This is a genomic window from Hassallia byssoidea VB512170 (assembly GCF_000817785.2).
Classification (GTDB): domain Bacteria; phylum Cyanobacteriota; class Cyanobacteriia; order Cyanobacteriales; family Nostocaceae; genus Hassallia; species Hassallia carrinoi.
Window position 1 is genome coordinate 1 of the sequence record NZ_JTCM02000137.1, and the last position, 16,450, is coordinate 16,450.

The following is a 16,450-nucleotide window of genomic DNA, read 5'->3' on the forward strand; positions in this document are numbered from 1 at the left end:
ATGCCCCATGCCCTTTGAAGAGGGGGAAAGGGGAAAGGGGAAAGGGAAAATGTTGAAATATTTTCACTTCTCTTCGACTGATTTTATATGACTCCATCCCCCAATCATTAGCAGGTGCTCCACGCAGGTCCGACACCAAGACCGCACTGCCTCCCCTTTTTTCCTTTACCCTTTGACCCAAATTAAAAAAGCCCCATGCCCCATGCCCAATGCCCAATTACCGATTACCCAAAGCTTTATTGCGATCGCCGGAATCTACCCCTACAATTCAAGTAACTATTGGTCGCGTCGAAGTTCGCTCTTTGTAATTCTACTTCCACCCCAAGCGCCACGCGCTCTGTTCAACCCAAGCGCTTACCATCTGTTTGTTTACAACATTATTTGAAACAACGCCAAGGAGGCAAGTCATGAGTAACTCTCTGGCGATCGCAGCTGTTACGACAACGTTACGCAATCTGATTTCTCAAAGTGTTGCCCAAGAGTTGGGTGATGGTATTGTGACAACGCAGCCACCAGACAAGGCACGCTATCATCACGATAAAAATCAAATTAATCTTTTTCTCTATCATATTTTACCGAATGCCTCTTGGCGGACTATGGATTTACCCAATCGCGTCAAACCTGGGGAAATCGGTCAACCGCCGCTTGCTCTCAATCTTTACTATATAATTACTTTTTACGGCAAAGATAATGATGATATCTTGGCTCATCGTCTGTTGGGCAAGGCGATGCATATTTTAAATGACTACGCAGTGCTAAACCCGGCTGATATCAAGATTAGCTTAGGCGAAAGCGATTTACACAATCAAGTCGAACGAGTTCGGATTACGCTTCAACCGATGTCGCTGGAAGATGTTTCTAAGTTGTGGAGAACTTTTCAAACTCAGTATCGCATTTCCGCAGCTTATGAAGTTTCAGTGATTATAATTGAAAGCAGCCGTTTTGTCAAGACACAAAAGCCAGTTTTAACTCGTGGTGAGGACAGCCTATTTGTTGAAGCAAGCTTAACACTGCCTTTCCCTACCCTGGAAGCGGTAGAACTACCCAACCAGCAAAATGGCATTTGCTTGGGTGAAGTTTTTACACTCATTGGTCATCATCTCGATAGCGATGATGGTATATTATTTGTAAGATTGATGCATCCTCGCTTCAGCAAACCGATGCAATTGAAATTACAGCAACAATCATCTACAGAAATAGTAGTTGAGTTACCAAACGAGCCGAGTAACTTCCCAGCCGGATTTTATACAGTTGCAGTTCGACTTTGTAAAGATGGTAAACAACAAACAACCAACGCTTTACCTTTTTCACTTGCACCGAAGATTCAGCAGATTACACAAAGCGAACGCATTTTAACTTTAATAACTAACCCGCAAGTGTGGCAACAGCAAGAAGTAGCTTTGTTGTTAGGCGATCGCGAACTTTTGTTACTCACCGATTTAGAAGAAACCGACGTAGCCACAGCAAAAACAGATACCCTTAAATTTAACATTCAAAAAATACCCGCTGGCGAATACTTTGTTCGTCTGCGTGTCGATGGAATTGACAGCTTATTGGTGGATCGCTTTGTCAACTTGCCTGTATTCAATGCTACTTAAAAAATCAACTTGCCATGAATAGACTTCTTTGACTTATTCATGAAAGCAGCTAACAGCTTTGACCAAAAATGCAAATTTCTACCTTTCTTTTGCCTTATTTTTATAAGACTTCAATCTGAGGGAGAAACCTAGTACTATATACATCAGTACTTTTTCATGCCACACGTCTGCAAAAATAGCTTTATGTCAGAGCTCACTCCACCTACAGTTAAGCCACGCATTTCTCATTTTTCCTCCGGACCTTGCGCGAAACGACCGGGTTGGTCTGTTTCCCAACTTGAAAAAGCCTGTGTAGGTCGCTCTCATCGCTCTGAAGATGGTAAAGCCAAATTAGCAGAAGTGATTGAGCGTTCTAAAAAAATCCTCGGTGTTCCCGCAGATTATCGCTTGGGTATTGTTCCCGCTTCGGATACAGGCGCTGTGGAAATGGCGTTGTGGTCGCTGTTGGGAAAACTTCCTGTAGATATTTTAGCATGGGAAAGCTTCGGGCAAGAATGGGTTAAAGACGTTTTAGATGAGTTGAAATTGCCAGAAACTCGTCAAATGAGCGCAGATTATGGTAGTTTACCAGACTTAAACGAAGTTGACTTTCAAAAAGATATTGTGTTTTTGTGGAATGGTACTACCTCAGGTGTCAGGGTAGCAAATGGTGATTGGATTAAAAGCGATCGCCCAGGATTGACAATTTGTGATGCTACTTCTGCCGTTTTCGCAATGGAAGTACCTTGGGAAAAGCTCGATGTCGTAACTTACTCCTGGCAAAAAGTATTGGGAGGAGAAGCCCAACATGGAGTAATTGTCCTTTCTCCCCGTGCAGTCGAACGTTTAGAAAGTTATAATCCGGAACGCGCAATTCCCAAGTTATTTCGCCTAACGCAAAAAGGTAAACTAATTGAAGGCATTTTCAAAGGCGATACCATCAACACACCATCGATGCTGTGTGTAGAAGATGCCCTGGATGGGTTGAAATGGGCTGAGAGTATTGGTGGACTTCCTGGTTTAATCAAGCGCAGTGAAGCAAATTTGCAGGCGATCGCCAAATGGGTTGAACAAAGTTCTTGGGCAGCTTTCTTAGCAGAAAAACCAGAAAATCGCTCTTGTACCTCAATTTGTCTCAAGATAGTCGATTCCTGGTTTACCGGCTTAACTCCAGAAGAACAGGCAAAATCCGCAAAGAAACTAGCAAAACTTTTAGAAAAGCAACAAGTAGCCTTTGATATCGCCTCCTATCGCTCCGCACCTCCCGGATTGCGGATTTGGGGTGGTGCGACAGTCGAAACCGCCGACATTGAAGCATTGCTTCCTTGGTTAGATTGGGGATACGCTACCGTCAAAGGCGAACTTGAGAAAGCAGCGTAAACAACAAGAACTCTGAGCGCTAATTTCTAGCACTCAGAAATTCCCAAATATCCACGAAAAAAGTTTGTAAGATGTTAAAAATTTAACTTACATATACATCAAATGACATTAAAGGCATCTCTACTATGCTAGATGCCTTTACATTAGACATCTGGTAAAAATGAACTATGCGTTGCCTAAAACCCTACCAAAAGGTAACTTTTGTGTTACTTACTTATCACCCTCAAAATTCATTGCAACCGATGGGCTAGATATTGCCAAATACAGCCCCACTAAAATAACAGAAAATGCTAACAAGTTGAGCCAAGGCAATGTTTCTCCAAATATCCACCAGGCAAAGATACTTGTCAAAATTGGATCTAATAGGAAAACTAAGGCGACGAAAGATGCAGATAATTTTCGGAGACTATATATTTCCAAAAAATGGACTATAACAGCATTAAAACCCAAAACAATAGCACTATACCACCCCTGCCATGATATGGGGAATAGTTGCTCATGATTGATTAAAGCTAGCGGTAGAGTCAGGATAATTCCTATTCCGTACCACCAGAAGATTGTGGTTGTAGCACTTACTCGATCTCTCACTCTTTCTGCACTCATTAAGAATCCACAAAATGCTATACTAGAGACGAAACTGACAATATCTCCAAGGAGATTATCTAGCTCAAATTGCAGGTCATTCAATCCAAGTAAAATTATTCCCCCTACAGCTATAGCACCACCCATCAGAAAGTTTTTATGAAAGCGTTGCTTGAAGAACAACCATTCTGCTGTTGTTGTAAAAAAGATAGAAAAATTATGAATCAATGCAGAGTTAGCAACATTAGTCTGAGTGAGTGACCAAGACCATAAAACTGTCGTGGCTGCTAAAAATAATCCCGATACTAACAAGAGGGATACTGTTTGACTAGTATAGGATATTGGGGAGGATGTCTGCTCATCCAGTTGACTGGATAGATTTTGAGATTTAATCCAAAAGCGGCGTACAGTCCTCAAGCTATTCCATAATAGTAAAAACGTTGTGGCTATCCAGTAGCGGTTAAAGATGCTCGCATCTGCCCCCACTTCGGTTTGCGAAGATCGAATCAGTATTGGTGTGAAGGCCAAAGTTCCTACTGCTAATAATATGGCAGCGATCGCCATATTATTGGATTCTTTTGTTTTAATATCTGGAGATGTTTCTAGTACTGATAGTGATAGTTGTCCAATTTTTTCGGAATTACTTGAATATTGTATAGTCATTTAGAAACTTTGATAATTTTCTTCACGGTTGATAGGATTATTATAGAGAATCCCTAGCTCAATTCACTCCACCTACTTTGACTAGATAACAAGCTGGTTAGAACACCATATTGAGAAGCTTTTTCATAGTTTTCAATTAATATCCGTCAACATTCCGAGTTTTGCTGATATCAACTGGGACAGTTTATATTTTGTCAAAATATTGAGGGGTACATCGGCTGCCCCTTGAATGTATCCCAAACAATTTTCGTTTTGGCAAATACAATTAAATCCTCGGTTCATCGACCATTCTGTTGAGGGATAAAAGAATGTTAATTCTTCTCCAATTTCTATTTTTCTTAAGGCAATCAAGATTCGATTTTCAGTATCAAAAAAAACATTAGGATTACAGCTATGATTGATATATTGCAAATACTCAGGATCGAGCATAATATGTTGGCAATCGCCAATTTGGACAGTTAAATAATTTGGGCGATCTAAGACTTCTTTATGTCTAAAATTAGTGATGACTTGTCCCCCCTCAAACTCGACGGTAGTATGTAGGGATTTATTTTGAGTAAGCGAACACTCCCAAACCTCCGCAAAGGGTGAAACTGTTGAGCATTTAATCATTGCTTTTTTTGTTGTTTGCATCACAGAAGTCTTAATAAACCAACTATAAACAGCATCATAAATAGTAACAGCTTTATGCTCTCTTGCGTAGTTCACAAAAGCTTGAAGTTGTGTCGAGGTTGCTACTGTACTTGTGCTGGGGGGGGGTGACATACGCTCTCAAACCCTTGTTCGGTAAGGAATGGAGGCTCCCATGACATAAAAAGATACAATGACAATTTGGCGGTTATTGAACCGATTCTCAATAAAGAAAAGTTAGAAACCTCATTTTTGGTTAAATTTTGCCGTTCAACGAATTCCATCTTTTATACTAATGACTCAAGGAATGCGATCGCTCCTCTCCCCCTCCTCTGCGCTCTCTGCGCCTCTGCGGTTCGTTTTATTACATCGCCTACATCATTTCAACAATCTTAAACCACTAAGAGTAACCAACACCGTAGAACCTTCATGCCCAATTACACCGATGGGTAAGTTAATATTACCGAGAAAATTACCCACCAAAAGCAGAATAATAAAAGATAGAGCAACTACTATATTCTGCTTAACTATGCGATGCGCTCTTTTCCCCAAATTCATCGCCACTGCAAGCTTCTCCAGCCGGTCTGCCATCAACACAATATCTGCTGTTTCCAATGCTACATCGCTGCCCGCCAATCCCATCGCAATACCTACAGAAGCCTGAGCCAAAGCTGGTGCATCATTAATCCCATCACCCACCATTGCCACTGTTTGATACTGCTTTTGCAAACGGCGAATTACATGCAATTTATCCTCCGGCAAAAGTTCTGCATATACCTGATTTATACCCACTGCTTGCGCCACACTATCAGCAGTGCGCTGATTATCGCCTGTTAACATGACGATTTGTTCAACTCCCAAAGCCTTTAAGCGGGTGATGGTTGCAGCAGATTCTGCTCTCACCTCGTCAGCGATCGCTATCAAACCCAGCACCTCAGGAGACAAGGGAGAGGGGGAGGACAAGGGAGAGGGGGAGGACAAGGGAGATGAGGAGACAAACTCCCCCTGCCCCCTGCCCCCTGCCCCCTGCCCCCTGCCCCCTGCCCCCTGCGCTACCCAAACGACTGTCTTACCTTGTTGCTCTAACACTGAAGCAAATTTTTGCAAGTCTTCAGGTAAATTTGTTACATACTTCTGCACAAAAGCAGCATTACCCACAATTACCTGTTGGTCAAAGTTGATACCCAAAATTCCCTGTCCGGGGATAGCTCGCACGTCAACTGCACTCACCCAATTTAAATCAGCAGCAGCCTTGACAATAGCTTTGCCGATCGCATGTTCGGAAACTGATTCCACGGTTGCGGCAACTTTCAATACATCAGCTTGCGAATAATTACTAGCAGGAATCACTTGAAATACTTGCACTTGTCCAGTTGTCAGAGTACCAGTTTTATCGAAAGCGATCGCTCTCACTTTCCCCATCGTTTCTAACTGGCTACCATTTTTAAACAAAATCCCTTGTCTGGCACCATTGGCAATTCCCGATAGCAGCGTCGGCATAATTGCTGCCATCAATGCACAAGGAGATGCTACCACCAAAAAGGTCAGCGCTCGATAAATCGTTGTTTCCCAATCCCAACCCAAAAGAAACGGGGGTAAAGTTGCTAGCAACACCCCGGCAAGAACAATGAAGCGTGCATAACTTCTTTCAAATCTTTCGATAAACTGTTGCGAAGGTGGTTCTTCTGTCTGCGCTTGTTCTACTAATTTAATCACACGTTGAATCAAACTGCTTTCCGGTGGTTGATGCACCTTCAACTTCAGCGCACCATAACCGTTAAGCGTACCTGCAAACACTTCTTCACCCACCGTCTTTTCTACAGGTAAAGATTCCCCGGTAATCGCCGCTTGATTGATGGTGCTGTAACCTGATACAATCACTGCATCGGTAGGAATTAACTCTCCCGGTTTGACGACAATTTCATCCCCTACCTTTAACTGGGAAATAGAAATTTCCTCTTCCCTTCCCTGACGTAAAAGCATTGCGATATCTGGTGTCAAACTCATCAAACTGCGGATACTGCGTTCAGTGCGTCGCATTGCGTAACCTTCGAGGGCGCCACTTATGGCAAAGATGAGAATCAAAATTGCCCCATCGATAATTAAGTGGTATTCCCGCTGCCATAAACCCAAACCAGCAGCACCTAACGCCGCCACTATCATTAGTAAATCTACATCGAGTTCTTTTTCTTTAAAAAGCGTAGTTAGTCCCTCGCGGGCGCTTTCGTAGCCACCGATCGCATAAGCTGCGGGGAGTAGCAGCAATGCCAATCCTAAAAGATTGAGATGTAGGGCAAATGCTCCTAGAAGTAATAATAGACCACAAGCGAATGCCGCTACAGTATCTGAATGTTGTTTGGTGAATTGAGTTAAGCGTTCTGGGTACATGAGAGTTGAACCAACACATATTCTCTCACCCTAAACCTTGACATTAGTGTTAATGTCAACCCTCGCGCCTCAAAGTTCCCAACCAGATTCGCGCATTGGTTGGGGAAAAACGCCGCTCCACTAAAAGGGGATTGGGGCATCGTCCAAGTGAAATTCTGAAACTTCTTTTTATTCCCATTGCCCACCCATTACCTATTACCAATTACCTATTACCTATTTCCCAGTTCAACCCTACCATTGAGGATTTGCGACAATTAACGCTTTTGCTGCCTCACCGGACAATGGCTGAGAAAAAAAGCGTCCCTGCCCATATGCACATTTCATCTGTTTGAGTTGTGCGAGTTGCTCTTTTGTTTCTATTCCTTCTGCTGTCACATCCAGACCGAGTTTTTTACCAAGCATGACGATAATCTCGGTAATCTCTAAATTTTTCTCATTAGCATTTATATTGCTGACGAAAGAGCGATCGATCTTCAACTCATCAATCGGAAAACGGTGCAGACGACTTAATGATGAATAGCCTGTACCGAAGTCATCGATAACTAAGCGAATACCCAAAGCTTTTAATTGCGAGAGCGTGGCAGTTGCAGAGCGATGGTTTTCCATAATCACGTTTTCGGTAATCTCCAACTTCAAGCAACAAGCATCCAAGCTCGTCTGTTGAAGAATTTTGCTGATTTGCGGCACTAGATTCGGTTGAGTGAAATGTTTATTGCAAACATTGACACTGATTGATAACGGCGGAAATCTTTTAATTTGCTCTTGCCACTGTTGTATCTGGTGACAAGCTTGACGCATTACCCACTCGTCGATGAGGCTCATCAGTCCAGCTTCTTCCGCTACGGAAATAAATTCACCTGGAAAGAGAAGCCCACGTTCTGGATGCTGCCAGCGTAGCAGCGACTCGAAACCAATAATTTTACCACTTGACAGCGACACCATTGGCTGATAGTGAATCAGAAACTCCTGACGTTCAATCGCGAGGCGCAGATCCGTTTCGAGCTGCAAGCGTAACACTGCGCGATCGTGCATACTCGGGTTAAATATTTCGTAGCGTGCCTTGCCAGCGAGCTTGGCTCGGTACATGGCGATGTCAGCGTCACGCATTAAGTCTTCTGCTTGATTATAACCTGTCGCACTCAGGGCAATGCCGATACTTGCGGTAATGAACACTTCTTGTCCGCTAAGATTGAAGGGCAATGACAGTTCTGTTTGTATGCGATCGGCAACACGTATTGTGTCGCTGACATCCGAGAGATTCTCAAGCAGGATGGTGAATTCGTCTCCCCCAAAACGTGCAATTATATCTGTGGGACGCACGCAAGCTTGGAGTCTGCCAACTATGGCAATCAGCAATTTATCTCCAAGTAGATGTCCCAGGCTATCATTAATTAGCTTGAACCGATCCAAGTCAACAAAGAGTACAGCGAATTGAAAATCGCGATCGCGTTTGCCATATTCGACTGCACGCTCTAAGTGTTCCATGAACAAAGAGCGGTTTGCTAAACCTGTGAGTCCATCATGAAAAGCATTGTGCGTCAGCTGCTTGTTAGAATCGCGTAAGGCTTTCTCAGTATGCATTTGGTCGGTGGCGATCGCACCTACAAGCAGACCCATTAGCGAAATCGCCATCAAGCCGAATTGCAAAACCAAAAGATTAGATGAACCGAACTTGGCAATCACCAACAACGCAACCCCCACGTTCATCAACAAAACCGTCGTCGCTGCCCTCTCAAACCCGTGCCGCAAAGCGCTCCAAATTACTGGTAAAAAAGCGAAATAGGTGTAGTCTAGATTAGTTCCTCGCGGTGCGCCGTATCCAGTCAAAATCCCAGCAGCCAATGCGACACCCTCCCCCAGCAACTCCGGAACTTCTCGCCATGTGGGCAAGCGTAGCTTACCCTCTGTCGCTGGTGGTTGCTGTTCTTTGTGCGACCACACCCACGGCAGCTTGCGTAGCGAAATCAGCAGAAAAGGAGCTAGCATGGCGATACCGGTAGCATCTCCAGCCCAGTAATGTAGCGTGTACATAACCAACTTTGACCAGGGGATAATCCCGCTCGATGCAAAGTTTAAAACTTGCAGCCAAGCGACGAAAAGTGGTGCAATCAAGACTGCGACGAGGTTAAAGCAGACGACATCGCGCAACTGACGCAAGCGGGGGTTAATTTGCAACTTCAACAGCAGCAAGGCGCTGGCACCGGCGTAGCCTATGGTTGTAACTAAATCGAAGATCAGCAGCGCGATCAAATCAAGGTCGCGGTGAGTCACCACATATTGATGTACGAAGGTGTTCAGCAACAGCGCTGGAGCGTAGCGCACACCGAAGACCAACACAAGGACAAAATCGAGGGCTGACGGAGGATACCAGATTTGAATTTCCGGTGTTGTTTCAAAGGCAAGTGACACTTTGTCCAATATTGCCCATAAAATCAGGTAGATTGCCACGATCGCCACGTAGCGTAATTTAGGCGGTATGCGACGCTGCCACCTGAAGAGTGTTCTAGAGATATGCGAGTCACCCTCATTTGGTGTGGACATAGTAGCCTAGTGTTACGATAGTCCCCCTAGCCGAGTTAAATCCCTTAGTATAAGTACAGCATTTCAATAAGAGCGCGAATAAATTTGGCAATACCCCCTGCATTGTTAATGCATCGGCTTGCATTGTTATATCATGTCCATTTGATTACTTGCGATCGCCCAAAGAACCCCACCCCGCCAAAGCTACGCTTTGTCTCCCCTCCCCGCAAGCGGGGAGGGGATTAAGGGGAGGGGTGCTTCTTGACTATGAGAATCATAACTAATTACCCGGACATGATATTAATGCATCGGCTTGCATTGTTAATGCATCGGCTTGCATTGTTAATGCATCGGCTTGCATTGTTAATGCATCGGTCTGCATTGTTAATGCATCGGCTTGCATTGTTAATGCATCGGCTTGCATTGTTAATGCATCGGTCTGCATTGTTAATGCATTTAAAAACGCGCTCGTTTTTAGGCAAAACTGTACTAAGGGACATGAAACGAAAACCGCCGCGCTTGGCGCTTTGTTAAATTGAATACTTGATATAAAAAGCTCTTAACCCCTTTGCCGTAGAATTATCAGACGTTAATTTATTATATTGAAAGTTTACTTTTTTCAAGTATCTACAGGAATATATCCAAAGAGGTATTTTAGGTGAAAATTTGATGTAACTGTCAATTCATCGCTTAGGCAACATTAATAGCACTTACGCATTTACTTGCTTTGATCGTATGCCTAAACCCTTACTTGATTTGCACCAACAGAAGTTAAATATAAATGAGCTTCATAGCTGTATTTAGAATGGGTGTAAGTACGATCAACTTATGCAGTTTTGGAATAGAAATGGAAAAAATTGCTACTATTTTGGTCAGTTTAATCAAGAAGACTGAGTGTAGTGCCGTCGATCGCGTAAGTGTCTCAAAGTAAAGTGCGTAAGTCCTAATTTATTGCTAGGCTAAAGCTGGAGTGTGCTGCATCTGTAATGATGAACGCTGGTTGCTTAACTATTAAAGAACTTACTGATGCAGTTGGCGGGGGGATTACTCCGCGCATGGTAAGACATTATCATCAACTGGGATTACTGCCGCAACCAGTGCGATCGCATAGTAACTACCGCCTGTATAATGAAAACGATGTCATAAGGTTGCAACGCATTGTCGCGCTGAAGCAGCAAGGCTTTCAGCTAAACCACATCCGCAAAATTTTGGAAGTTGAACCTTCATCGGATACTAGCATTACTTTGATGTCGCAACTACAGATGCAATATCGAACAGTTATGCAGCAAATTTCCCAATTACGGCAAACCGCATCAGCTTTAGAAGGATTGTTGGGACGAGATAAAGATTGTCAAATCATGCAAGCGGAAGTTTTTTCTCAACTCAAGTTATTAGAAGTAGAAACTCAAGCAGGAGTTGGAGAACTAGAAAATCTGTGGAGTCAATTGGATGCAGAAGTTCATACTCATCCGGAAGTTTTTCAAGAATCTTTACAATGGTTGCTGCCTGACCTTTCCAACCGTTCGGAAATTGAACAACATTTAATTTCGCAGATGGTTTTAGCTTGTGGGGATGTTAGTTTAGTGTCGTTTTTGAGATTGGGGAATAAAGCGATCGCCTCCACTCGTGAAGCCCTAAAATCAGGCTCGATGGTTGTTGTCGATACTCCTTCAGTGGCAGCAGCTTTAGATAATACTCGATTAGCTCACTTGGGATGTAAAGTTGAAACTTTAATTAACAATCCCCACGTCACAACTGCGACCGAAGCAGAAATTGCTTTTTGGCAGCATCAAGAATCGCGAGAAAAATTACTGCAAGTACCCAAAGGTTGTGTGCTAGTTATTGGTTATGCTCCCTCAGTACTTTTAGAAGTTTGTGAAGCGATTAACAATCAAACAATTCAGCCTGCGCTAGCGATCGCGATGCCGATTGGTTTTAGTCATGCACCAGCTGCCAAGCGACAATTAATGCAAACATCTGTGCCTTTTATCACGATTGAAGGAACTTTGGGTGGTGGATTGTTAGCTGCTACTGCTCTCAATGCCTTAGTTGAATCGCTGTTAGACAAGCCTGATTGTCACTGTTATTTAAGTTAATATTCTTGTAATAGTATTTAATTTTTGACTTTTTGCATATTTTCATCACTAAATTATCATGATTTGGCGACATTATATAGTTGATCTCATGATATGCTGTTCATTTTAAGTAAAGAAACTATAGTAATTTACGTATAAAGAAAGGAGTAGCTTAAATCTTTGTAGCAAAAAAATACAATTGATCGTATTCGACTATGCACTTAGGAACTATAATTAGCGCGTCTCCTCTATAAAAAGATAACGATTAGGACTAGTCGGTAATAATATTCCTTTACCTTGATAAGGGGCATATGTGGCAAAAAGAGAAAAAAGATAATTCGATAGTCAGTTTGGCATTACTGCTGGCATTAACTTCCCCAGCAGTAACTCTCTTCGCACCAAACTGCGTACAGGCACAAAAAGCAACTGAAGATCCTTCATTTCCTCTGCCGCAAACAGTTGAAAACGGGACTACAGTGAGGATTGATGGTTCACGTAGCATGACGGCAATCAATCAAAGCCTGAAAGAAAGCTTTGAAAAACAGTTTTCGGGCACAAAAGTTGAATTAGCTGCCAACGGTACAGATTCTGCTCTCAAAGCTTTGCAAGATGGTAAAATCGATATTGCCACAATTGGTCGTGGCTTGACACCAGAAGAAAAAGCCCAAGGTTTAGAGCAAGTGCGGGTGCGTCGCGAAAAAATAGCGATCGTAGTTGGTGCTTCTAATCCTTTTAAAGGCAGCTTGACAAGTAAGCAATTTGCGAAAATTTTCCGAGGTGAAATTACCGATTGGTCTGAGTTAGGAGGACCTGATGGTAAAATTCGCTTTATTGACCGTCCGTCAACAAGCGACACTCGCGAGTCTTTACGCGATTATCCGGTCTTCAAAACAAATAAATTTGCCACAGGCTCTACAGCTACCCAATTAGCTGATGATAATACAGCAGAAGTCGTCAAGCAACTGGGCAAAGACGGCATTAGCTATGTCATGGCTAATCAAATATCAAAGCTGGAAGGTGTGCGAGCGGTCAAATTGCATAATACCTTGCCAGACGATCCGAGATATCCCTTCTCGCAGCCTTTTGTATACGTTTACAAGAAAAATCCTAGTTTAGGTATCGCAGGTTTTCTTGGCTTTGCAACTGCCAAGCCAGGTATTCAAGCCGTAGAACAAGCGAGAACTACGGAAGCTAATGCGATCGCTACCAGTCTACTACAAACAATCCCCCCAAATCCAATTGCCTCGCCAACTACCGCGCCGGCAGAAAATGCAACTTCACCGCTTGGGGAAACTACCAACCCCACAACGGCTAATCAAAATAATTCCCCAGTACCTGTACCTGCTACTACTCAAAACGTTGCCAATGAGAGAATATCGCCTTGGTGGTGGTTGTTAACTTTGCCTGTAATCGGCGGTTTATTATTGTGGTTGCTAGGAAAAAGGCGATCCAAACCTCAACCAACAGATAACGTAATAGAATTACCACAACAGCCGTTAGAAGAGACTATACCAACAGCAGCTCTAGGCGCAAGTGTTACCCCTCCTGTTAGCGAGGCTTTGTCTGATAACCACTTGCTTCGCGCTTACGCGCAAACACAATCTGGCGCGGTAGAAAATACTACCCCTTCCGACATCGAAGTAACTAACACCGCAGATAACCTAGCTGAAGACACAACATCTCCAGTTTCTAACATTACCTCCGGTGGTAGCGCAGCTTTAGCAGGCGTTGCACCAGTAGGGATAGGGACAAGCTTTTGGTCGCCAACATCTGAGACAGTAGAAGATGAGCCTACAGAAATCAGGAATAATACTGAAACATTATCACCAAATTCTCAAGTCGTATCGAATGCCGAAGCACCTGTAACCGAAACAACCATCCAACCGGCAGATGCAGCAATACCCACGGCTGAAGCACTACCACCAGCACGATTAAACACCTCTGTTGGTGATACAGTAGCAGCAGGCAAGTCAATACTTGGGTCGCCATTAACAGGCACACAAAGAGAAGTTATTGCCCAAACTCCAGAAAGCAACGACCTTGAAGAAGATGTCTGGGATATTGAAACTCCACCAACCGAAGTCACAACCCCCAAACTGCAATATTCCACCACAGTAGATGCATCGGCAACTGAAGTTAGAGATTCTCTCCCCCTTGCATCGGATGTAAATATCGAAGCACCAACAACGGAAATTACAGCAGTAGAAACACCCCCCACTGAAGTTACAAATTCTCTCCCGCTTCCATCGGATGTAGAATCTGAAGTAAATACTGAAGTACCGACAACTGAAGTTAGAAATTCTCTTGACCTTGCATCGAATCCAGAAGCATCGGTAATTGAAATTACACCAAAATCAGCGCAAATTCCGACAGTAGAAACACCTTTTACGGAAATTACAGCTTCATTCCCCGAACAGCCAGATGTCTCTGAACTTGTATATGATGAAGATGTAGAAAAATCGACAAGAGAAATTACAGATTCATTCCCCGAACTTGCATCTGACGAAGATGACTGGGATATGGAATTTGCACAAGACGAGACAGAAGTACAACCACCAGCACAACAATTTAACTGGTTACAAAATATCACCTCTGCCGGTGGTGCAGTAGCAGCAGGAAGTGGGGCAGTACTTTGGTCGCGATCGCATAGAGGATCGCAAACAGAAGCTACTAACCAAACCGCACAAACCAACGATGCTGACGAAGATTTCTGGGATATCGAAACACCCGCAATTGAATCACCAGAAGTTTTGGAACTTACATCTAATGTAGAAGCACCCCCCACCAAATCGCCAGATGTCCCAGAAGTTGCATCTAATCAAGTAGAAACATTGACAACGCAAATTACCGATTCTCTACCCGAATTGCCAGATGTCCCCGAACTTGCGTCTGACGAAGACGATTGGGACATGGAATTCGCAGCAGAGGTGACAGAACAACCAGCACAATCTAACTGGCTAGAGAATATCACCTCTGCGGGTAATGCAGTAGCAGAAAGTGGGGCACAACTTTGGTCGCGACTGTCTGGTAAAGCGCAAAGAGAAACCAGCGATTATACCACAGAAGTCAGCGATATTAACGAAGATTTCTGGAATATCGAAACACCTGTAAAACAACTAGATGTTGGAGAAGCTGTTTTAAATGCAGAATTGCCAACAGTGGAAATTACACCCGCAACGCAACAGCTAGATGTTCCAGAAGCTGTTTTGAATGCACAATTGCCAACAGTCAAAGTTACACCCACACCTCAACAGCCAGATGTTGGAGAAGCTGTTTTAGATGCACAATTGCCGACTGTGGAAGTTATACCTGCAATGCCGGAATTACCAGATGTTCCGGAAGCTGCTTTGGATGTGGTTGCAGACGCAGCTGAGGAAGATTTATCTGCTGAATCAAACTGGCTAGAAAATATTACCTCTGCGGATGATGCAACTTTAGAAGATGATGTATCATCAGATTTGTTTGATATGGGCGAGACAACTTCTTTAAACTCACCAGAATCAAGCGAAACACCCGCAGAAGTTACAGATGCAAGCTTAGAACTACCAGCCGACATCGTACCCATCGATGAAGACATAAACGAGACTGTATCTGACGTGCCCGAACCAGCACAAAATGTTACTGAACCCAGCCCGATAGACTTAGCGGGTGGTGTGGCTTTTATGGGTGCGGGTGCGGGTGCTGGAGCTTGGTCTCTGATATATAACATTACGGAAAACACTGACATATCTGGTAATGAAGATATAGTTAGCGAAGAAAAGGATGTAGAAAGCAGCATTGCGATCGCACCGCGCACAGCGAAATGGGCTTATGTATCTTGGAACGTTAACGACAGCCAGAAAAAAGCAGTGCAGCAAGAGGGCGTTTGCCAATTAGCGTTGCGGTTGTATGATGTGACTAATATTGACTTCAGTTATCAGACTCCCACACTGGTGCAGCAGTATGAATGTGAGGAGGTAACACACGATCGCTATGTAGCGATTCCGGCAAGCGATCGCGATTATATGGCGGAAATAGGCTATTTAATTAATAGCGATCGCTGGTTTTTACTAGCTCGTTCAGCCACAGTTCGCGTCTACAACCGTCCCCAGGCAGATTTCTGGTTCCAAGCGGATGCAGAGTTAATCATCCACGGAGCAACAGAACCAGGTGCAACCGTGACAATCGATGGTCATTCCATCAAACTCAAACCCGATGGAACATTCCACTTGCGTGTCCCCTTTACAGACAGCTTAATTGATTATCTCATGACCGCAGTTACTACTGACGGACAACAGACTAGAATCATTCACAAGAAGTTTTTCCAGCAAAGTCAAGAATAATTGGTAATGGGGAATGGGGAGTGGGGAATGGTGAGCCAGCGCGGTCTTGGGGAGGCAGTGCGTTGCGGAGGTTCCCTCCGTTGTAGCACCTGCCGTGGTCTCCCCCATGAGCGACTGGCGAAAGAGAGAAGGGGGGAATGGGGAGATGGGGGGATGAGGGGGATGAGGGAGATGAGGAAGATGGAAAGACAAACTCCCCCTTGTCCACGCCAGACACCTCAACGGAGGACGCCTCCGCACAGCGCTGGCTCCCCTTGTCCACGCCAGACGCCTCAACGGAGGACGCCTCCGCACAGCGCTGGCTCCCCTTGTC

The 16,450-nt window shown here is 44.0% G+C and carries 10 protein-coding genes; 4 read left to right on the forward strand and 6 right to left on the reverse strand.

Annotated features, from left to right (window positions below):
• Positions 1 to 407 precede the first annotated feature (407 nt).
• Both PI95_RS31305 and PI95_RS31310 read left to right on the forward strand, forming a co-directional pair.
• On the forward strand, positions 408 to 1,598 hold the full coding sequence (locus tag PI95_RS31305; protein WP_039737247.1) for a Pvc16 family protein: 1,191 nt from the start codon (positions 408 to 410) through the stop codon (positions 1,596 to 1,598).
• A 183-nt stretch (positions 1,599 to 1,781) separates the two neighbouring features.
• A complete protein-coding gene (locus PI95_RS31310; protein WP_039737248.1) occupies positions 1,782 to 2,957 on the forward strand; it encodes a phosphoserine transaminase in 1,176 nt (391 codons plus the stop codon).
• A 210-nt stretch (positions 2,958 to 3,167) separates the two neighbouring features.
• Here PI95_RS31310 and PI95_RS31315 read toward each other — a convergent pair whose 3' ends face one another.
• From PI95_RS31315 to PI95_RS31335, 5 genes are all read right to left on the reverse strand, one after another.
• Positions 3,168 to 4,202 carry a DMT family transporter gene (locus tag PI95_RS31315; RefSeq protein ID WP_163519359.1) on the reverse strand — a complete coding sequence of 345 codons (1,035 nt, stop codon included), beginning with the start codon at positions 4,200 to 4,202 and terminating at the stop codon, positions 3,168 to 3,170.
• A gap of 132 nt (positions 4,203 to 4,334) precedes the next feature.
• The gene (locus PI95_RS31320; protein WP_201280684.1) at positions 4,335 to 4,967 is read right to left on the reverse strand and encodes an SET domain-containing protein-lysine N-methyltransferase; all 633 of its coding nucleotides are present in this window, start codon (positions 4,965 to 4,967) and stop codon (positions 4,335 to 4,337) included.
• A 243-nt stretch (positions 4,968 to 5,210) separates the two neighbouring features.
• Complete coding sequence (locus tag PI95_RS31325) at positions 5,211 to 7,220, reverse strand: HAD-IC family P-type ATPase (RefSeq protein ID WP_039737249.1); 2,010 nt, start codon at positions 7,218 to 7,220, stop codon at positions 5,211 to 5,213.
• A gap of 231 nt (positions 7,221 to 7,451) precedes the next feature.
• Positions 7,452 to 9,761, reverse strand: coding sequence for a putative bifunctional diguanylate cyclase/phosphodiesterase (locus PI95_RS31330; protein WP_163519360.1), 2,310 nt, complete (start codon positions 9,759 to 9,761; stop codon positions 7,452 to 7,454).
• A 259-nt stretch (positions 9,762 to 10,020) separates the two neighbouring features.
• A complete protein-coding gene (locus tag PI95_RS31335; RefSeq protein ID WP_163519361.1) occupies positions 10,021 to 10,185 on the reverse strand; it encodes a hypothetical protein in 165 nt (54 codons plus the stop codon).
• A gap of 544 nt (positions 10,186 to 10,729) precedes the next feature.
• Here PI95_RS31335 and PI95_RS31340 point away from each other — a divergent pair.
• Positions 10,730 to 11,836: a precorrin-8X methylmutase gene (locus PI95_RS31340; protein WP_163519363.1), complete on the forward strand. Its 1,107-nt coding sequence runs from the start codon at positions 10,730 to 10,732 to the stop codon at positions 11,834 to 11,836.
• A gap of 290 nt (positions 11,837 to 12,126) precedes the next feature.
• Positions 12,127 to 16,137, forward strand: a complete 4,011-nt coding sequence (locus PI95_RS31345) for a substrate-binding domain-containing protein (RefSeq protein WP_052324628.1) — start codon at positions 12,127 to 12,129, stop codon at positions 16,135 to 16,137.
• On the opposite strand, the gene PI95_RS31350 is transcribed toward PI95_RS31345, so the two are convergent.
• On the reverse strand, positions 16,100 to 16,450 hold a 351-nt coding region (locus PI95_RS31350), incomplete at its 5' end, for a hypothetical protein (RefSeq protein ID WP_236117278.1). The genes PI95_RS31345 and PI95_RS31350 overlap by 38 nt on opposite strands.